This is a genomic window from Aeromicrobium sp. YIM 150415 (genome assembly GCF_016918125.1).
Lineage (GTDB): Bacteria > Actinomycetota > Actinomycetes > Propionibacteriales > Nocardioidaceae > Aeromicrobium > Aeromicrobium piscarium.
The window spans coordinates 154908-174236 of sequence record NZ_JAERWM010000006.1 but is presented as its reverse complement, the minus strand read 5'-3'; the positions used below and the strand labels follow the sequence as shown (position 1 = coordinate 174236).

The 19329-nt window shown below is 68.1% G+C and carries 18 protein-coding genes; all 18 read left to right on the top strand.

Annotated elements, in window-relative coordinates:
• The first annotated feature begins 162 nt into the window (after positions 1-162).
• The 18 genes from ftsY (at position 163) to JL108_RS04915 (ending at position 19321) form a co-directional block, all read left to right on the top strand.
• Positions 163-1368, top strand: coding sequence for a signal recognition particle-docking protein FtsY (gene ftsY / locus JL108_RS05000; protein WP_374190839.1), 1206 nt, complete (start codon positions 163-165; stop codon positions 1366-1368).
• Positions 1369-1491: 123 nt separating this feature from the next.
• Positions 1492-2811, top strand: a complete 1320-nt coding sequence (locus JL108_RS04995) for an ammonium transporter (protein WP_307837195.1) — start codon at positions 1492-1494, stop codon at positions 2809-2811.
• Positions 2812-2814: 3 nt separating this feature from the next.
• A complete protein-coding gene (locus tag JL108_RS04990) occupies positions 2815-3153 on the top strand; it encodes a P-II family nitrogen regulator (RefSeq protein WP_143911582.1) in 339 nt (112 codons plus the stop codon).
• Positions 3150-5417: a [protein-PII] uridylyltransferase gene (locus JL108_RS04985; protein WP_205197354.1), complete on the top strand. Its 2268-nt coding sequence runs from the start codon at positions 3150-3152 to the stop codon at positions 5415-5417. Before JL108_RS04990 ends, JL108_RS04985 begins: the two co-directional genes overlap by 4 nt.
• 124 nt (positions 5418-5541) lie before the next feature.
• Positions 5542-7095, top strand: coding sequence for a signal recognition particle protein (gene ffh, locus JL108_RS04980; protein WP_205197342.1), 1554 nt, complete (start codon positions 5542-5544; stop codon positions 7093-7095).
• Positions 7092-7760 carry a thioredoxin domain-containing protein gene (locus JL108_RS19765; RefSeq protein WP_205197341.1) on the top strand — a complete coding sequence of 223 codons (669 nt, stop codon included), beginning with the start codon at positions 7092-7094 and terminating at the stop codon, positions 7758-7760. Before ffh ends, JL108_RS19765 begins: the two co-directional genes overlap by 4 nt.
• Before the next feature lie 50 nt (positions 7761-7810).
• Positions 7811-8323 carry a gluconokinase gene (locus JL108_RS04970; protein WP_205197340.1) on the top strand — a complete coding sequence of 171 codons (513 nt, stop codon included), beginning with the start codon at positions 7811-7813 and terminating at the stop codon, positions 8321-8323.
• Positions 8320-9690 carry a GntP family permease gene (locus JL108_RS04965; RefSeq protein ID WP_143911578.1) on the top strand — a complete coding sequence of 457 codons (1371 nt, stop codon included), beginning with the start codon at positions 8320-8322 and terminating at the stop codon, positions 9688-9690. Before JL108_RS04970 ends, JL108_RS04965 begins: the two co-directional genes overlap by 4 nt.
• Before the next feature lie 228 nt (positions 9691-9918).
• A complete protein-coding gene (locus JL108_RS04960) occupies positions 9919-11652 on the top strand; it encodes an ABC transporter ATP-binding protein (RefSeq protein WP_205197339.1) in 1734 nt (577 codons plus the stop codon).
• Positions 11649-13541 carry an ABC transporter ATP-binding protein gene (locus tag JL108_RS04955; protein WP_205197338.1) on the top strand — a complete coding sequence of 631 codons (1893 nt, stop codon included), beginning with the start codon at positions 11649-11651 and terminating at the stop codon, positions 13539-13541. Before JL108_RS04960 ends, JL108_RS04955 begins: the two co-directional genes overlap by 4 nt.
• A gap of 334 nt (positions 13542-13875) precedes the next feature.
• Positions 13876-14313 carry a 30S ribosomal protein S16 gene (rpsP, locus tag JL108_RS04950; RefSeq protein WP_143911575.1) on the top strand — a complete coding sequence of 146 codons (438 nt, stop codon included), beginning with the start codon at positions 13876-13878 and terminating at the stop codon, positions 14311-14313.
• A 2-nt stretch (positions 14314-14315) separates the two neighbouring features.
• The gene (locus JL108_RS04945; RefSeq protein WP_143911574.1) at positions 14316-14567 is read left to right on the top strand and encodes an RNA-binding protein; all 252 of its coding nucleotides are present in this window, start codon (positions 14316-14318) and stop codon (positions 14565-14567) included.
• Between the two features lie 7 nt (positions 14568-14574).
• Positions 14575-15105, top strand: coding sequence for a ribosome maturation factor RimM (gene rimM, locus JL108_RS04940; protein WP_205197337.1), 531 nt, complete (start codon positions 14575-14577; stop codon positions 15103-15105).
• A gap of 5 nt (positions 15106-15110) precedes the next feature.
• On the top strand, positions 15111-15788 hold the full coding sequence (trmD, locus tag JL108_RS04935; RefSeq protein ID WP_205197336.1) for a tRNA (guanosine(37)-N1)-methyltransferase TrmD: 678 nt from the start codon (positions 15111-15113) through the stop codon (positions 15786-15788).
• Positions 15789-16073: 285 nt separating this feature from the next.
• A complete protein-coding gene (locus tag JL108_RS04930; RefSeq protein ID WP_205197335.1) occupies positions 16074-17309 on the top strand; it encodes an ammonium transporter in 1236 nt (411 codons plus the stop codon).
• Between the two features lie 249 nt (positions 17310-17558).
• Entirely contained in the window at positions 17559-17909 is a 351-nt protein-coding gene (rplS, locus tag JL108_RS04925) for a 50S ribosomal protein L19 (RefSeq protein WP_143911570.1), read from the top strand.
• A gap of 102 nt (positions 17910-18011) precedes the next feature.
• The gene (gene lepB / locus JL108_RS04920) at positions 18012-18668 is read left to right on the top strand and encodes a signal peptidase I (RefSeq protein ID WP_246065046.1); all 657 of its coding nucleotides are present in this window, start codon (positions 18012-18014) and stop codon (positions 18666-18668) included.
• A complete protein-coding gene (locus JL108_RS04915) occupies positions 18665-19321 on the top strand; it encodes a ribonuclease HII (protein ID WP_143911569.1) in 657 nt (218 codons plus the stop codon). Before lepB ends, JL108_RS04915 begins: the two co-directional genes overlap by 4 nt.
• Positions 19322-19329: the final 8 nt, after the last annotated feature.

Here is a 19329-nt window from a genome sequence, read left to right as displayed (position 1 = left end):
CGCCGCGCGCGGCCCCGCCGCCCCCCCCCCCCGCCCCCCCCCCCCCCCCCCCCCCCCCCCCCCCCCCCCCCCCCCCCCCCCCCACCACTCGCGGGGAGCGGAGGGGCGTGATGGTGCGGCCGCGCGGCGGGGCGTCGAGTACGGGCGTGGCTATCTCCTAGGGTGGATGCCGTGACCACCGAACTGCTCATCATCCTGCTCATCGCGGTCGTCGTCGTGGCCGGCGCCGGCATCGGACTGCTGGTATCGCGCAAGAACCGCGGCCTGCCGTCGCCCCGTGACCTCGACCAGATCACCGAGCGCACCATCGACCACCCCGAGGAGCCCGAACCGGGCCCGGTCGACGATGGACTGCTCGAGGACGACTTCGTCGAGCTGGACGAGACGGGCGCTCCCGCGACCGAGACCACCGTCGACGAGCCCACGGCTCCGACCATCGAGGCGCCCGAGCCTCCGCAAGGCCGGATGATGAGGCTGCGGGCCCGGTTGGCCCGCTCGCAGAGCAGCCTGGGCAAGGGCCTTCTGAGCCTGCTCGGCGGCGGCAAACTCAGTGATGACGACTGGGAGGAGATCGAGGACACCCTGCTGGCGGCCGATGTCGGCGTCGGTCCCACGACGGAGCTCGTCGAGAACCTCCGCGCTCGGCTCTCGACCGAGGGGGTCTCCGATACCGACCGCGCTCGCACCATCCTGCGCGAGGAGCTCATCGGGCTGGTGGGGCCGTCACTGGACCGCACCCTGCACTCGACCGGCGACGACGGCGCCCCCGGAGTCGTGCTCGTGGTCGGGGTCAACGGCACCGGAAAGACCACGACGGTGGGCCGTCTCGCGCGGGTGCTCGTCGCGGAGGAGAAGACGGTGCTGCTCGGCGCCGCGGACACCTTCCGTGCGGCCGCGGCCGATCAGCTGGAGACCTGGGGCGAGCGGGTCGGCGTGCCGACGGTCCGCGGTCCCGAGGGAGGCGACCCGGCGAGCGTCGGCTTCGACGCGGTCAAGCGCGGTATCACCGAGGGCACCGATGTCGTGCTCGTCGACACCGCCGGTCGCCTGCACACCAAGGCCGGGCTCATGGACGAGCTGGGCAAGGTCAAGCGCGTGGTCGAGAAGCAGGCGCCCGTCACCGAGGTGCTGCTCGTCATCGACGCGACGACCGGTCAGAACGGTCTGACGCAGGCCAGGGTCTTCTCCGAGGTGGTGGACGTCACCGGCGTCGTGCTCACCAAGCTGGACGGCACTGCCAAGGGCGGCATCGTCGTGGCGGTGCAACGCGAGCTCGGCGTCCCCGTCAAGTTCGTGGGACTGGGCGAAGGCGCCGACGACCTCGCGCCCTTCGACGCCGAGGAGTTCGTCGACGCGCTGCTCGCCTGAGCCCGTCGGACGACATGCCGATGTAACACAGGCGGCGATGTCGATACGCAACCGCAACATCTATGTGGCGATGGCGAAATGACCGACGACCACCGTAGGACCACGGGCGCGATCCTCGCGTCCGTGGTTCTCGTTGGAGGTCTCATGGATACCGGCTACGCCGCGTATGCCGCCTGGATTCTCGCATCGGCATCGCTCGTGCTGCTGATGACGCCTGGGCTGGCGCTCTTCTACGGCGGGATGACCCGCGCGAAGTCCGTACTGAACATGATCATGATGTCGTTCGGCGCGCTCGCCCTCATCCCCGCCGTCTTCATCCTCTGGGGATGGTCGACGGCGTACGGCTCGGACGTCCTCGGATTGTTCGGCAACCCCTTCGATCTGTTCGGCCTGCAGGGGGTGGCGGCCACCGACTACGTGAGCATCGCCTTCCAGGTCACCTTCGCGATCATCACCGCGGCCCTCATCAGCGGTGCCATCGCCGATCGCGTCAAGTTCTCGGCGTGGCTGCTGTTCCTGCCGCTCTGGGTGACGTTCTCCTACTTCCCGCTGGCCCACCAGGTGTGGGGAGGGGGCTTCCTGTCCGACGCGGCGAGTGGGCTGGCCGCGAAGCTCTTCGGGCTCGTCGACGGAGTCGCGGCGGTCGCCCCCGTCGACTACGCCGGAGGGACGGTCGTCCACATCAACGCCGGCGTCGCCGGCCTCATCCTGGTGCTGCTGATCGGCGCACGCCGGGGCTTCGGCCGGGAGCCGATGCGTCCGCACAATCTCCCACTGACGATGCTCGGCGCCGGTCTGCTGTGGTTCGGGTGGTTCGGCTTCAATGTCGGGTCCTATGTCCCCGACGCGGAGAACTTCGACCTGGAGGGATTCGTCAGCGAGACCGGGCTGGTGTGGGTGAACACCACGGCAGCGGCCGCCGCGGCGATCCTGGGCTGGATCGTGGTCGAGAAGATCCGCGACGGCAAGGCCACCAGCCTCGGCGCGGCCTCCGGCGTGGTGGCCGGCCTGGTCGCGATCACGCCGGCGTGCGGGGCGCTGAGCCCGATCGGCTCGCTGATCCTCGGCGCGGTCGCGGGCGCGCTGTGCGCCTTGGCGGTGGGCCTGAAGTACCGCTTCGGCTATGACGACTCGCTCGATGTCGTCGGGGTCCATCTCGTGGGCGGCCTGGTCGGCACCGTGGGCATCGGGTTCCTGGCGACCGCCGGTGGCCTGTTCTACGGTGACGGTGTTCGATTGCTCGTCGTCCAGGCGAGTATCGCGATCTACGCGATGCTCTGGTCCGGTATCGCCACGCTCATCGTCGGCCTCATCGTCAAGGTGGTCCTGGGATGGCGCGTCGACGAGGAAGAGGAAGTCTCGGGGATCGACTTCGCCGAGCATGGAGAGTCCGCATACGATCTGGCCAACACCGGCGGATCCACCTTCACGACAGGAGCCTGAGCCATGAAGCTCGTGACCGCAGTCATCAAACCGCACAAGTGGGAGGAAGTCCGCGAAGCACTCGCCGCGGCCGGAGTGGCGGGTATGACCGTGACCGAGGCCAGCGGGTACGGCCAGCAGAAGGGCCACACCGAGGTCTACCGGGGAGCGGAGTACGACGTCTCGCTGGTGCCCAAGATCCGCGTGGAGATCGTCATTGACGATATGGAGGCCGAGACGGTCGTCTCGACCATCGCCCAGGCCGCGCAGACCGGCAAGATCGGCGACGGCAAGGTCTGGGTCGTCCCCGTCGACTCCGTCGTGCGAGTCCGCACCGGTGAGACGGATGAGGCCGCGATCTGAGCGCTGATCTCGCAGCGCACCTCGCACGAGGCCGGCGCGAGCGGTCCGACGAGGCCGACCGCCTGCTGACGAGGGTCTTCGGCGAGGCCACCGGGACGAGTTCTCCCGGTGGCCTCGCCCTCGTCGCGGTCGGGGGCTACGGGCGGCGCGAGCTCTCGCCCTACAGCGACCTCGACGTCGTCCTGCTGCACGACGCGGGCGTCGACGAGGCCGAGGTCGCCCGGATCGCTCAGGAGGTCTGGTATCCCCTGTGGGATCGGCGCGTCGTCCTCGATCACGCGGTCCGTTCGGTCGATGAGACGGTCCGCACGGCAGGTGAGGACTACCGGGCGGCGATGGGCATGCTCGATGCTCGCTGTGTCGTCGGCGACGCCGAGGTCGTCGCCTCCGCGCGGGCCCGAGTGCTGGGCGACTGGCGCCGTGAGGCCCGGCGACGGATCGGCGATGTCAGGACGGCCCGCAACGAGCGCATCGACCGATTCGGATGGCTCGCCCACGCGGCCGTGCCGGATCTCAAGGAGTCCGGCGGCGGTCTGCGCGATTCCGTGACATTGCGTGCGCTGCTCGCGACGTGGCTGGTCGACCTCCCGCGCGACGAGGCCGAGTCGCTGCGGGAGCGACTGCTGGATATCCGGGACACACTGCACGAGGTCGCGAGCCGGCGCAGCGACCGGCTGCTGCCCGAGCTCGTCCCCGAGGTCGCCGAGCGGTGGTCGCTCGACCCGGCCACGCTGGACCTGCAGGTGCGCGACATCGGCCGCCGGATCGCGCACCTGGCCTCCGTGACCTGGCGTCGCGTGGACGCGACGGTCGCCCGCGATCCGCACCGCCGCGTCGGCGCCCGGGGACCGGTCATCGAACCGGTCGCATCGGGCGTCGGCGTGCTGGCCGGTGAGGTGGTGGTGACCCGGCAGGCGGATCCCGCGAGCGATCCGGAACTGTTGCTGCGGTTCGCTGCCACGGCGGCGCGCAGATCGCTGCCGATGAACGCCGCGTCCATCGGGCGTCTCGTGCGGCAGCTGGGGGATTGGCCACCGGTCTGGCCGGCCTCCACCCGCCGGTGGATGGTCGAACTGCTGGGGGCCGGGCCCGGCTTGGTCGACGTGTGGGAGGAACTCGATATCGCCGGTCTCATCGAGCCGCTGCTGCCCGAATGGCGCGATATCCGCTTGCGGGGCTCGTCATCGCCGGTCCACCGCTTCACCATCGACCGGCACAGCATCGAGAGCTGCGTGCAGGTGATGCGGTCCAGTCGTGAGGTGGCCCGTCCGGACCTCCTGGTCGTCGCGGCCCTGCTCCACGACATCGGCAAGGGTCGTGCCGGTGACCACAGTGAGGTGGGTGCGCCGATGGCCGAGGCGATCGTCCGTCGTTGGGGCTTCGATGCCGTCGAGAGCACGACGATCGGGCGTCTCGTCCGCTGGCACCTGCTGTTGCCCACCGTCGCGACCCGGCGCGATATCGAGGATCCGCAGACGGCCGTGAATGTCGCCGAGATCGTGCGGACCTCGTCCTTCCTCGATCTGCTCGCCGCGTTGACGGCAGGTGACGCGCTCGCCACGAGCGACCAGGCGTGGAGCCGGTGGAGGAGGGGACTGGTGGAGGGCCTGGTGGGCAAGGTCCGCGCGGTGCTGGCCGGTGCCCCCGATGACGACCTCGTCTCGGCGGGGTGGCCGTCCGGAACGCCGCTGCCCGATCTGTCGGGGGTGGGACCGACCACCCTCGTGGTGTCGACCGAGAACCACCACGACGGCTCGCTGGTGCTCGTCGTCTGCGGCGACCGCACCGGCGTGCTGGGCGATCTCGCCGGTGCCATGTCGTTGGCCGGCCTCTCGATCCGCTCGGTACGCGTGGCGACCGATGGCGCGGGCGCCGCCACCCTGTGGGAGGTGTCGCGGCCCGATCTCGACGCTCAGGTCCTGCGCGAGAGGCTTCGTGCCGTGGTGGACGGCTCGGTCGATCTCGCGCGGCGACTCACCTTCGATCCCGGTGACACGAGACCACGGGTCACCGTCCTCGAGGCGATGGAGCAGACCGCGACGCTGCTGGAGGTGCGGGCGGCGGACCGCCGCGCCCTCCTGTGGGTGGTCTGCCGCGCCATCACCGCGGCGGGATACGGGATCCGATCGGCGCATACCGACACTTACGGGGACGAGGCGCGTGATGTCTTCTACGTCGTCGATCGGTCGTCCCGACCCCTGACAGCCGAGGCCGCGGCGTCGTTGCGGACCCGCGTCACCGCCGCCCTCACCGGCGATCGGTGAGTGTTCCCGCACCTGGACCACACGAGTGCGTGATGGCCCACCGCCCACGCTCCGGCGCCCGGACCGAGCCGAGCCCGGCATACCGGCAGCGACGGGTTCGGCGGCTCGGATACCCTGAAGCCCTATGTTCGATTCGCTCCAAGACCGGCTGCAGTCGGCGTTCAAGACGCTCCGCGGCAAGGGCAAGCTGTCCGAGGCCGACATCGACGAGGTCGCCCGGGAGATCCGGGTCGCGTTGCTCGACGCCGACGTGGCAGTGCCCGTCGTGCGCGCCTTCATCGGCAACGTCAAGGAGCGCGCCCGCGGCGCGGAGGTCAGCCAGGCGCTGAACCCGGCGCAGCAGGTCATCAAGATCGTCAACGAGGAGCTCGTCTCGATCCTGGGTGGGGAGACACGGCGACTGCAGTTCGCCAAGAACCCGCCCACCGTCATCATGCTCGCCGGCCTGCAAGGCGCCGGTAAGACCACGCTCGCCGGCAAGCTCGGCCGCTGGCTCAAGGCGCAGGGCAACTCGCCCATGCTCGTCGCGGCGGATCTGCAGCGTCCCAACGCGGTCAACCAGCTCCAGGTCGTCGGTGGGCAGGCCGGGGTCACGGTCTTCGCCCCTGAACCGGGCAACGGGGTCGGCAACCCCGTGCAAGTCGCCCGCGATGCGATCACCGAGGCCAAGCGGACCCTGCACGATGTCGTCATCGTCGACACCGCCGGACGTCTCGGTATCGATGCCGAGCTGATGAAGCAGGCCTCGGACATCCGCGACGCGGTGAATCCCGACGAGGTCCTCTTCGTCATCGACGCGATGATCGGTCAGGACGCCGTCACCACGGCCGAGGCCTTCGCCGAGGGTGTGGACTTCACCGGTGTCGTGCTGTCCAAGCTCGACGGCGACGCCCGCGGTGGCGCGGCATTGTCGATCCGCTCCATCACCGGCCGCCCGATCATGTTCGCCTCGACGGGCGAGAAGCTCGACGACTTCGATGTCTTCCATCCCGACCGGATGGCCTCGCGCATCCTGGACATGGGCGATGTCCTCACCCTCATCGAGCAGGCCGAGAAGGCCTTCGACGCCGATCAGGCGCAGGCCGCCGCCGAGAAGGTCGCGGGCGGCACCTTCACCCTGGAGGACTTCCTGCAGCAGATGGAAGCCCTGGCGAAGATGGGCTCGATGACCAAGCTGCTGGGCATGATGCCCGGCATGGGCCAGTTCAAGGACCAGCTGGCCAATTTCGACGAGCGCGACATGGACAAGATCAAGGCGATCATCCGTTCCATGACCCCGGCCGAGCGTGAGAACCCCAAGATCATCGACGGCTCCCGGCGAGCCCGGATCTCCAAGGGCTCGGGCACCCAGGTAAGCGATGTCAACCAGCTGGTGACGCGCTTCTTCGAGGCCAGCAAGATGATGCAGAAGATGGCCAAGGGCGGTGGGATGCCGGGCATGCCGGGCATGGGACCGATGCCGGGCATGCCGGGTGTCAGCAAGCGTGCGGGCGCCAAGCAGAAGCCGCAGGCCAAGAAGGGCAAGAAGGGCAAGAAGGTCTCGGGCAACCCCGCCAAGCGTGCGGCGGCCGCGTCCGAGCAGCCCAAGGAACCGGGCAACGGCGCCGGAGCGTTCGGCTTCCCGCAAGGAGGCGCTGACGACTTCGAGCTGCCCAAGGAGCTGCGAGACCTGCTGTGACGGCACCCCGCAATCGCATCCTCATCGGGATCGCGGTGGTGATCGCGGTGGTCGCCGTCATCGGCGGTATCGGGGTCTGGTCGCAGAGCTCGTCCGAACCCCGCGAGGACGCGCCGATCTCGCCGGCCGATGCGTCGCTCATCGCGGACGACACACGTTTCCTCGATCGGCCCGACGACGCGTCGGTCACGGTGGTCGAGTTCATCGACTTCGAGTGCGAGGTCTGTCGCGCGTTCTACCCACATGTCGAGCAGTTGCGCGAGGACTACGAGGGCCGTATCGAGTTCGCGGTTCGCTATTTCCCGATGCCGGGCCATCCGAACTCGGTACCGGCCGCGCTGGCCGCTGAGGCTGCGGGGGAGCAGGACCGCTTCGAGGAGATGTATGCGCGGCTGCTCGAGACGCAGGAGGAATGGCACGGCACCAGTGCTGTCGATCAGACGCCCTATTTCCGCCAGCTGGCTGCGGAGATCGGACTGGATCTCGACGACTACGACGCCGCGGTCGCCGATGACGCCACGGTGATGCGGGTCGCCGCGGACTTCGAGGAAGGACGTGCCCTCGGTGTCGAGGGCACGCCGACCTTCTTCGTCGATGGCGAGGTCGTCGAGTTGACGGCCTTCGAGGATCTCGAACGCGCCGTCGTGGCTGCCCTCGACGACTGATCTCCTCGTCGTGGTGGCGCTTTACCGTCGGCAGTCCTAATGTCAGCACCATGACAGCAGCACCGCTCGTGGTGGTCATGGGCATATCGGGGGTCGGCAAGTCGGCAGTCGGCCATGCGGTGGCCGATCTGGTGGGCATCGAGTACGCCGATGGCGATGATTTTCACCCGCCGGCCAATATCGCCAAGATGTCCGAGGGGATCCCGCTGACCGACGAGGATCGGTGGCCGTGGCTGGAGGACATCGGTCGATGGCTGGCCGATCACGACGAGACCGGTGGCATCATCAGCTGCTCGGCATTGCGTCGCGCCTACCGGGACGTGCTGACCCGGCACGCTCCGCGGACGATCTTCCTGCACCTGGTCGGCGATCACGATCTCATCCGTGAGCGGATGGAGCATCGGGACCACTTCATGCCGGCATCGCTCCTGCAGTCACAGGAGGACACGCTGGAGCAGCTCGCCGCCGACGAGAACGGCGGAGTCTTCGACATCACCCTGCCGCCGGACGACATCGCCCGGGCCTTCCTGCGTCGCTACCGCATCCCTGAGAGGTCAGCATGATCACCGACCTGTTCACCGCCGACCCGGTGACGCCCGCCGCGGGGAGCGTCCAGCTGATCATCGCCGCGTTGATCGGTATCGCCGTCATCGTCGTGCTCATCACCTTCTTCAAGTTCCATCCCTTCCTCGGCCTCATCCTCGGCTCGCTGACGGTGGGAGCGGTGGCCGGTCAGCCGATGGCCGACGTGGTCGAGAGCTTCTCCGGAGGGCTCGGGGACACGGTCGCGAGTGTCGGCACGCTGATCGCGCTCGGTGCGATGTTCGGCAAGCTGCTGGCCGACTCCGGGGGCGCGGACCAGGTGGTGGACACGATCATCGGTCGTTCCAGCGACCGGATGCTGCCCTGGGCGATGGCGGCGATCGGCGCGATCATCGGTCTGCCGATGTTCTTCGAGATCGGTCTCGTGCTGTTGATGCCGGTCATCTTCCTGGTGGCGCGGCGCAGCAACAAGTCGCTCATCGCCCTGGGGCTGCCGGCGCTGGCCGGTCTCTCGGCGATGCACGGCTTCGTGCCACCGCATCCGGGTCCGCTCGCGGCCGTCGACGCCCTCGACGCGGACCTGGGGTTGACCCTCGGTCTGGGCGTGCTCGCGGCGATCCCCACGATCATCGTCGCTGGTCCGCTGTTCGCGAAGGTCGCCGCCCGATGGGTCGATGTTCCGCCGCCGGAGCTCTTCGACAGCAGTGACGAGCGGGGCGGCAAGCGTCCGTCCTTCGCGCTCACCTTGGCGACGGTGCTGTTGCCGGTCGTGCTGATGCTCGGCAAGACGCTCGCGGACGTGGTGGGCCAGGAGGGTGTGCTGAAGTCGGCGCTCGACTTCATCGGCACCCCCTTCGTGGCCCTCTTGTTGGCGGTGCTGGTGGCGATGGCGACCCTGGGGCGTGGTGGCGGCATGTCGTGGGGCGACATCATGGGCAGCATCGAGAAGTCGCTGCCTCCGATCGCGGGGATCGTGCTGATCGTGGGTGCGGGCGGCGGCTTCAAGCAGACTCTCGTGGATACCGGCATCGCGGGTGTGATCGCCGACTGGGTCAGCGACAGCGGGTTCTCGGTGGTCGTGCTGGCATGGGGTGTCGCGGTGCTGATCCGCCTGGCGACGGGCTCGGCGACGGTCGCCACGGTGACGGCTGCCGGCATCATGGCACCGATCGCCGGTGACCTGGCGGCCGGGGAGGTCTCCTTGCTGGTGCTGGCGATCGGTGCGGGCTCGGTGTTCTTCTCGCATGTCAACGACGCCGGTTTCTGGCTGGTCAAGGAGTACTTCAAGCTCTCGGTCGGCCAGACCATCAAGTCGTGGTCGATCATGGAGACCGTGCTCTCGGTGACCGGCCTGATCATCGTCGTCGCCCTCGACCTCGTCGTCTAGGGTCGCCATCGCCCACCGGGGCGGTGACCTACGCACCTCTCGGTTTGGAGGGCAGTGGGTTAGGCACCTCTCGGACGGCTTGAGGGGTGCGTCACTCACCTCTCGGTTCGGGCGCCACTCGGCGCAGGAGTGTGTAGGTCACCGCCCGAGGGCGGGGCGGCTCGGGCCTCTCCGGCCGGAGGGTTCCATCAGACGGGAACCGTCGGTGCCCGGGCGTAGGCTGACCAGGTGCTGATCGGACTCCTGCGCAGGCATCTGCGCCCCTATCGTGGTGCGATCGCCTGGGTCGCGGTCTTCCAGCTGGTGCAGACCCTGGCCACCCTGTATCTGCCGGGCCTCAACGCCGACATCATCGACGACGGTGTCGCCCAGGGTGATGTCGGGTACATCTGGCGGGTCGGCGGGCTGATGCTCGCCGTCACCGTCGTGCAGGTGATCACCAATATCGTCGCGGTCTACATCGGGTCCAAGGTGGCGATGGGCGTCGGACGCGATCTGCGTGCCGGCGTCTACGGGGCCGTCGACGGCTTCGGCGCACGCGAGATGTCGCAGTTCGGCGCGCCGACCCTCATCACCCGCTCCACGAACGACGTCCAGCAGGTGCAGCTCCTGCTGTTCATGGGACTCACGATGCTGCTCGTCGCGCCCATCATGGGGATCGGCGGCATCGTGATGGCGCTCCGTCAGGACGTGCAGCTCTCCGGCGTGCTGGTCATCGTCCTGCCGGTCCTCGTCATCACCCTGTCGCTCATCATCCGTCGGATGCGCCCGCTCTTCCGGCTCATGCAGACCCGGATCGACGGGATCAACGGGATCATGCGCGAGCAGATCACCGGCATCCGCGTCATCCGCGCATTCGTCAAGGAACGCTACGAGACCGAGCGTTTCGGCGACGCCAACACGGCCTACCGCGATGTGGCGATCTCCGCCGGCCGGCTCATGAGCATCTTCTTCCCGTTGCTGATGGGCATCATGAACCTCTCGGTCGTGCTGGCGATCTGGTGGGGAGCCCACCGCATCGAGTCCGGCGACTTGGAGATCGGTGCGCTCACGGCCTTCCAGAACTACCTGATCCAGATCCTGATGTCCGTCATGATGGCCACCTTCATCTTCATGCTGTGGCCCCGCGCCGAGGTCTCCGCCGAGCGCATCACGGAGGTCCTCGACACCGAGCCGGTCATCGACGTGAGCCCCGACATCCCCGCGGTCGCCATCACCGAGGGCAGGCTCGACCTCGACGATGCCTCGTTTCGCTATCCGGGCGCCGAGCACGACGTGGTCCGGCACGCCTCGGTCGTCGTGCGCCCCGGCGAGACCACGGCGATCGTCGGCGGCACGGGCAGCGGCAAGTCGACGGTCCTCGGCCTGATGACCCGGCTCTTCGATGTCACCGGCGGCGCCGTCCTCCTCGATGGTCGCGATCTGCGCGATCTGCGCCCGGCCGATGTCTGGGCGGTGATGGGGCTCGTACCCCAGAAGGCGATGCTGTTCACCGGGACGGTCGCCTCCAACCTGCGGTTCGGGCGCGCGGACGCAACCGACGAGGAGCTGTGGGAGGCGCTCGAGATCGCCCAGGCACGCGACTTCGTCGAACGCATGCCCGGTGGTCTCGAGGCTCCGATCAGCCAGGGCGGCTCGAATGTCTCCGGCGGGCAGCGTCAGCGCCTGGCGATCGCTCGTGCTCTCGTCAAGCGTCCGCTCCTCTATCTCTTCGACGATTCCTTCTCCGCCCTCGACTTCGCCACCGATGCCGCCCTGCGCCGAGCGCTGCGTCCCGTGACGGCCGAGGCGGCGGTGGTGATCGTGGCGCAGCGGATCAGCACCATCCGCGATGCGGACCGGATCGTCGTGATGGACCGAGGCAATGTCGTCGGCACGGGCACGCACACCGAACTGATGGAGGACAACGAGGTGTATCGCGAGATCGTGCTCTCCCAGCTGAGCGAGCAGGAGGCGGCATGAGCCACCAGGCTGGGCCGCCGGCCAAACCGGCCGACTTCCGCGGCACCTTCGCGCGGCTGCTGCGACGACTGTTCGCCGAGCGCGTCGTCGTCTGGGGCATCGTGGCATTCGGGTTCATCGGCACCGCGCTGTCGGTGGTGGGTCCTCGTATCCTCGGACATGCCACCGACCTCGTCTTCGACGGATTCCTCTCCAGCCGTTTTCCCGAGGGAGCCACCAAGGAAGAGGTGGTCGAGCAGCTGCGACAGCAGGGCGACGACCGCCTCGCGCAGCTCATCGGCTCAGTCGATCTGACTCCCGGCCGCGGGATCGACTTCACGGCTCTCGCGTGGGTGCTGCTCGGCGCGGTCGCGCTCTATCTCGTGGCTTCGCTGTTCACCTGGTTCCAAGGTGTACTCGCCACCACCGCGGTCCAGCGCATGGTGGCCGGACTCCGCCGCGATGTCGAGGACCAGGTGCATCACGTGCCGCTGTCCTATCTCGACGGCCAGGAGCGCGGCGAGATCCTGTCGCGCACCACCAATGACATCGACAATGTCGCGCAGTCGCTGCAGCAGACGCTCAGCCAGATGCTCACCAGCCTGCTGATGGTCCTCGGCACTCTCATCATGATGCTGACGATCTCGCCGCTGCTCACCGTCATCGCGGTCGTCACGATCCCGGTGGCCATCGTGGTGACCGGACAGATCATGAAGCGTTCGCAACCCCAGTTCATCGCCCAGTGGACCCAGACCGGTCGCCTCAACGCGCACGTCGAGGAGACGTTCACCGGTCACGAGGTCGTCAAGGTGTTCGGGCGGCGTGAGCGGGCACGCGAGGAGTTCGACGCCAGCAACGGCGCCTTGTTCGATGCCTCCTTCCGAGCACAGTTCATCTCCGGTGTCATCCAGCCGGTGATGATGTTCGTGTCCAACCTGAACTACGTGCTCGTCGCGGTCATCGGGGGAGTCCGCGTGGCATCGGGCACGTTGTCGATCGGCTCGGTGCAGGCGTTCATCCAGTACTCGCGCCAGTTCACTCAGCCGCTGACTCAGGTCGCGGCGATGATCAACCTGCTGCAGTCCGGTCTCGCCTCGGCCGAGCGGGTCTTCGGACTCCTGGACGAGCCTCGCGAACCCACAGAGATCGACGCGCGCGAACCGGTCCAGCCCGTCCGCGGACGCGTCGTCTTCGACGATGTGTCCTTCTCCTATACCGACGAACCGCTCATCGAGCATCTCTCCCTCGTCGCGGAACCGGGCCAGACGATCGCGATCGTCGGGCCGACCGGTGCGGGCAAGACGACGCTGACCAACCTGCTGCTGCGGTTCTACGATCTCGACGCCGGGCGCATCACGCTCGACGGAGTCGACATCGCCGAGCTGCGTCGTGCCGATCTGCGCGATCAGTTCGGTGTGGTGCTGCAGGACACCTGGCTGTTCTCCGGCACCATCGGCGAGAACATCGCGTACGGTGCCGAGGACGCGTCACCGGACGATATCGCCCGTGCCGCCGAGGCCGCCCACGTCGACCACTTCGTGCGGACCCTGCCCGACGGCTATGAGACCCGTATCGACGACGACGGTGGGGGAGTGAGCGCCGGACAGCGCCAGCTGCTGACCATCGCCCGCGCCTTCCTCGCGGACCCGGCGATCCTGATCCTCGACGAGGCCACCAGCTCGGTCGACACGCGCACCGAGACCCTCGTCCAGGAGGCGATGACGCGGCTGCGGAGCGGGCGCACGAGCTTCGTCGTCGCTCATCGACTCTCCACCATCCGCGACGCCGACCACATCGTCGTGATGGAGCACGGGACGATCGTCGAGCAGGGCACCCATGACGAGCTCATCGAGGCCGGCGGGGCGTACCAGCGCCTCTACGCCGCGCAGTTCGCCGCTCCCGCGAGCTGACCCTCGCCCGCGGTGGGCGGTGAGTTGTCACGTACTCGGTCGCCTGAAGTGCGGGATGGCTCACCGCCGTCGGCCCGGTCAGGATTGCGGTGCGTGGTCAACCACCCGGGCCTCCCGGGTGTTGACGGCTCACCGCCAGCCGCCGCTCGCGGTTCGGGCTCCGGGCGTCAGGGGGTGTTTGGAGCCGCCGTGCTCCTCTGGCACAATGGTGCCTTGCGTCCGGTGCCATGCGGTCCCTCTCAACTGCACGGTCCGGCCCCCGACGTCGCGCGGCCTGCCCCACATGCCGTGGCGTCGTCACCGACAGCTCAGATCACAAGGAGACACCACACCCGTGGCAGTCAAGATTCGCCTCAAGCGGATGGGCAAGATCCGCACCCCGTTCTACCGCATCGTCATCGCCGACGCGCGCACCAAGCGCGACGGTCGCGTGATCGAGGAGATCGGCACGTACAACCCCAAGACCGAGCCCTCGACGATCCACGTCGACTCCGAGCGCGCGCAGTACTGGCTCGGCGTCGGCGCTCAGCCGACCGAGGCCGTCACCGCGATCCTCAAGCTGACCGGTGACATCGGCGGGCAGGCGACCCTGAAGCAGCCCGAGCCCAAGCCGAACAAGGCCGACCTGTTCGACGCCGCCCTCAAGGAGCTCCACAGCGAGCCCAAGAAGGGTGCCACGACGGGCAAGAGCAAGCCGAAGGCCGAGGAGAAGGCCGCTGAGCCCGCTGCCGAGGCTCCGGCCGACGAGACCCCGGCTCCCGAGGCCGAGTGATCATGGGTGCGCCCCTGCGGGAGGTCGTCGAGCACCTCGTCGCCAGCATCGTCGAGCATCCCGACGACGTCACGGTCCGCACCAAGCAGACCCGGCGCGGTGACCTGTACGAGGTCCGGGTCCATCCCGATGACCTCGGCAAGGTGATCGGCCGCGGGGGACGCACCGCCACAGCGATCCGCACCGTCAGCTCGGCCATCGCCGGGTCGGGCGGCGCGCGGATCGACTTCGTCGACGTCGACCGCCAGCGCTGACCCGGCCATGCTGGTCGTCATCGGCCGGATCGGCCGAGCGCACGGCGTGCGCGGCGATGTCACCGTCGACGTCCGCACCGACGAGCCCGAGCGACGTTTCGCTCCGGGCTCGTCGGTCGTTTGCGGGGACGGGACCCTGACCGTGGCGTCCGCGCGACCGCATTCTGGACGCTTCATCGTGAAGTTCCAGGAAGTCGCCGACCGCACCGCGGCCGAGGCGTTGCGCGGCAGTGTGCTGGAGGCTCGCATCGATCCCGACGAACTGCCCGACGAAGAGGACGTCTTCTACGACCGTCAGCTCATCGGGCTGGACGCTGTCACCGAGGCGGGAGCGCCGATCGGCGTCGTGACCGATGTCGTGCATCTGCCCGCCCACGACACCCTGGCGATCGACGCGTCCGGACGTGAGGTGCTGGTGCCCTTCGTCGCGGCGCTGGTCCCCGAGGTCGATCTCGACGGCGGCCGTGTGGTCGTCGTGGACGTCCCGGGGCTGCTCGATCCCGACACCGCCGAGGTCTCGCGTCCCGAAGGGGCCTGACCGGCGTGCGCATCGACATCATCACGATCTTTCCCGAGTACCTCGATCCACTCGCCCTGTCGCTGCCGGGGCGAGCTCGCGAGCGAGGGCTGCTCGACATCCAGGTCCACGATCTACGCCAGTGGACGCACGATCGTCACCGCACGGTCGACGACACTCCCTATGGCGGTGGCGCAGGCATGGTCATGCGCCCCGAGCCCTGGGGTGAGGCGCTCGATTCCGTCTGCACCGAGGAGAGCGTGGTCATCGTCCCGACACCCTCGGGCGAGGTCTTCGATCAGGGTCGCGCGGCCGCGCTGAGCACAGAGCGCCACCTGGTCTTCTGCTGCGGACGCTATGAGGGCATCGATCAACGTGTCATCGATGAGATCGCCGATCGCTGGCGACTCGCGGAGCTTTCCCTCGGGGACTTCGTGCTGAACGGGGGAGAGGTCGCCGCGTTGGCGATCACGGAGGCCGTGGTGCGGCTGATCCCGGGGTTCATGGGCAACCCCGACTCCCTGGTCGAGGAGTCGCACGCCGATGGCCTGCTCGAGTACCCCGTCTACACCAAACCCGCCAGCTGGCGCGGGCGCGACGTGCCGGAGGTGCTGCTCTCGGGCCATCACGGCAATGTGGCGCGCTGGCGCCACGAGCAGGCGGTCGAGCGCACCCGAGCGCGCCGCCCGGACCTCGAGCGGTGAGTCACGCACCTCTCGTCGGCTTCGAGGGGTGCGTAGGCCACCACCCAAGGAGGTGAGGGGTGCGTAGGTCACCGCCCAAGGATCCAGGCGTCCTGGTGAACACGCATGAGGGGCGAACTCCCGGGGCAGGCCACCCAGATTTAACCTCAACGCGTTCCGTGTTACCGCGCTGAAACAGCCGCGGCGGGAGTTCGTAACCGCGTCCGATGAGCATCGGTGCAGTGCCAGTCACGGCAGCGCCGCCGTGTCGAGGCTGTACCTTCACCGACACGCAAAGAGGTTGATATGGAACCCGGAACGATCTGGCTGCTGGTCACCGCGGCCCTTGTTCTGTTCATGACCCCCGGACTGGCCTTCTTCTACGGCGGTCTGGTCAAGGCGAAGAGCGTCGTCTCGATGATGATGCTCAGCTTCGGCGCGATGGGCTTGGTCTTCGTGCTGTGGATCCTCTACGGCAACAACCTGGGCACCTTGAGCGGCGAGGGTATCGGCCTCCTGGTCGGCAACCCGTTCTCCGACTTCGGGCTCACCACCACCGCACAGGAGGCCCCGGCGGACCTGGCCGGCATCGCCTTCGGCTCGACCTTCGCGGTCATCACGACGGCGCTGATCTCCGGAGCTGTCGCTGATCGCGCCCGGTTCTTCCCGTGGATGCTGTTCGCTGGCCTCTGGGCGACGATCGTCTACTTCCCCTCCCAAGGCTGGGTCTGGGGCGGCGGCTGGATCGAGCAGTTCGAGGTCGGCGGACGAGCCGTGATGGACTGGGCCGGCGGCACCGTCGTGCACATCAGCGCCGGTGCGGCAGCGCTCGCTCTCGCCATCGTCCTCGGCCAGCGCCGCGTGGGCTTCAGCAAGGAGGACTCGGCACCGCACAATGTCCCGCTGGTGCTGATCGGCGCCGCGGTGCTGTGGTTCGGCTGGTTCGGCTTCAATGCGGGCGCCGCCGAGGACGACGGCTCGGGTGCCATCATCTTCCTGAACACCATCGCGGCTCCGGCTGCCGGCATCATCGGCTTCATCGTGGTCGAGCACTTCAAGGACGGCAAGGCGACCGCGGTCGGCGCCGCCTCGGGTGTCGTCGCGGGCCTGGTCGCGATCACGCCCGCCTGCTTCAATCTCACACCGCTGGCGGCCATCGTGCTCGGTCTCATCGCGGGCGCCGTCTGTGCCTTCGCCATCGACCTGAAGTTCAAGCTCGGCTTCGACGACTCGCTCGACGTGGTCGGACTGCACCTCGTGGCCGGTTTCATCGGCTGCATCTACCTGGGCTTCGTCTCCTGGGAGCCCAATGGCGATGGCGTGGCGCTGCAGGGCGGCGGCTCCGGACTGCTGAACGGCGGCGGCATCGATCAGCTGATCGTGCAGGCTGTGCCGGCCGTGGTCGTGGCGGTCTACTCCTTCGTCATCGCGTACGCGCTCGGCAAGCTGATCGACGCGATGATCGGCTTCCGGGCCAAGGAGGAGGACGAGATCGCCGGCATCGACCTCGCGCTGCACGGCGAGGGATACAAGTTCGACTGACCTCCCAGAGCCCCCGCATACGCTGCGGGTGAAAGAACGATGATGCGTCGTGGTCGCGAGGGCGGCCACGACGCATCATCGCTTCGCGGCTACGGAGCGGTATGCCGATTACCGAGGTCATCGGCTGCTGTGGCAGAATGGACCCTCGGTGCCGACGCCTCTGCCACAGGGGAGACCCGTCGCTTGCAGCACCGTCCAATATCGTTCATCGAATCCGTCGGTGACCTGTGGCATCGATGAGGAGCAGTCATGACCAATGTCGTCGATCAGATCGCTGCCAGCCAGCTGCGCAGCGACATCCCCGAGTTTCGCGCCGGCGACACGCTCAAGGTCCACGTCAACATCGTCGAGGGCAATCGCTCGCGTGTTCAGGTGTTCCAGGGTGTCTGCATCAAGGTGCAGGGCTCGGGCGTCGGACGGACCTTCACCGTCCGCAAGGTGAGCTTCGGTGTCGGCGTGGAGCGTACGTTCCCGCTTCACTCCCCGGTCATCGACAAGATCGAGGTCGCGACGCGCGGTGACGTCCGTCGCGCCAAGCTGTACTACCTGCGTAACCTGCGCGGCAAGGCTGCCAAGATCAAGGAGAAGCGCGAGGACTGACCTCCGCGTTCCCTCCCCGAGACGACCCCGCCGCGGCGGGGTCGTTTCGCGTTCCAGCGCGCCCCCGACAGCGTTGTCTAGGTGCCCGGTACGCTTCATCGAGTGACGACCGAGAAGCGCCAGCTGCCTGTGTGGCAGGAGTCGATCCTGCTGATCGTGACGGCAGTCGTGCTGGCCGTCATCGTCAAGACCTTCTTCGTCCAGGCGTTCTACATCCCCTCCGCCTCGATGGAGCCGGAGATGCAGATCGACGACAAGCTGCTCGTGCAGAAGGTCTCCTACTGGACCGGCGATCCGAAGCGCGGAGACATCATCGTCTTCGACGATCCGGGGGGCTGGCTCGGCTCCGCCGAGTCGGCGGGGCCGGGGAATATCGTCCAGCGCTCGCTCGAGGTCATCGGGTTGTACCCCTCCGGCGGGCATCTCATCAAGCGCGTCGTGGGCGTCGGGGGAGACACGGTCTCCTGCTGCGATGACGAAGGCCGGCTGCAGGTCAACGGCGAATCCATCGACGAGCCGTACCTCGCCGATGCCGAGGCGAATGCCGATCGCACCTTCGAGGTGGAGGTGCCGGAGGGCTATCTGTGGGTCCAGGGCGACAACCGAGGCAACTCCTCGGACTCCCGTTACCACCTCGGTGATCCCGGCGGCGGATTCATCCGCGAGGACGATGTCGTCGGCAAGGCCTGGCTGCGGGTCTGGCCGTTCAGCCGTTTCGGTTTCATCGGAGGGACCGACGCCTTCGAGAAGGTGCCGTGACCACACTGCTCTCCGGGCCCACGATCCGCCGCGATGCCGGCCTGTACGGCTATGAGCGGGCGCTGATCCGCCGTGGGTTGACGCCGATCGCGGGTGTCGACGAGGCGGGCAGAGGAGCCTGTGCGGGGCCGCTGGTGGCCGCCGCGGCCGTGCTCGACAAGCCGATCGACGGCCTGGCCGACTCCAAGCTGCTCACCCCCAAGCGTCGCGAGTCCTGCTTCGAGCTCATCACTCGACGTGCGCGCGCCTGGTCGGTCGTCGTGGTCGAGCCGGGGGAGTGCGATCGCCTGGGGCTGCATCGCGCCAATGTGGCAGCTCTGCGTCGCGCTCTCGCCCGGTTGGAGATCGTCCCCGCCTATGTGCTGACCGACGGATTCAGCGTCGACGGCCTGGGCACACCAGGACTCGCCGTGTGGAAGGGCGACCGGGTCTCCGCGTCGATCGCGGCGGCGTCGATCATCGCCAAGGTGACGCGCGACCGGATCATGGTGGATCTGCACGAGAAGTACCCGCAGTACGAATTCGCGGTGCACAAGGGATACTCGACCGCGCGGCACGAGCAGGCCTTGCGCGAACACGGTCCGTGTGCGGAGCATCGGATGACGTACGTCAACGTTCAAGCGGCGATGACCGCGACAGGAGGGCAGCCATGAGCGAGCGT

Excerpts from the sequence above, each read along its gene's own strand:
- JL108_RS04990 (WP_143911582.1), top strand. The coding sequence starts at position 2,815 with ATGAAGCTCGTGACCGCAGTCATCAAACCGCACAAGTGGGAGGAAGTC.
- ffh (WP_205197342.1), top strand. The coding sequence starts at position 5,542 with ATGTTCGATTCGCTCCAAGACCGGCTGCAGTCGGCGTTCAAGACGCTC.
- JL108_RS04970 (WP_205197340.1), top strand. The coding sequence starts at position 7,811 with ATGACAGCAGCACCGCTCGTGGTGGTCATGGGCATATCGGGGGTCGGC.
- JL108_RS04965 (WP_143911578.1), top strand. The coding sequence starts at position 8,320 with ATGATCACCGACCTGTTCACCGCCGACCCGGTGACGCCCGCCGCGGGG.
- JL108_RS04955 (WP_205197338.1), top strand. The coding sequence starts at position 11,649 with ATGAGCCACCAGGCTGGGCCGCCGGCCAAACCGGCCGACTTCCGCGGC.
- JL108_RS04945 (WP_143911574.1), top strand. The coding sequence starts at position 14,316 with ATGGGTGCGCCCCTGCGGGAGGTCGTCGAGCACCTCGTCGCCAGCATC.
- rimM (WP_205197337.1), top strand. The coding sequence starts at position 14,575 with ATGCTGGTCGTCATCGGCCGGATCGGCCGAGCGCACGGCGTGCGCGGC.
- JL108_RS04930 (WP_205197335.1), top strand. The coding sequence starts at position 16,074 with ATGGAACCCGGAACGATCTGGCTGCTGGTCACCGCGGCCCTTGTTCTG.
- rplS (WP_143911570.1), top strand. The coding sequence starts at position 17,559 with ATGACCAATGTCGTCGATCAGATCGCTGCCAGCCAGCTGCGCAGCGAC.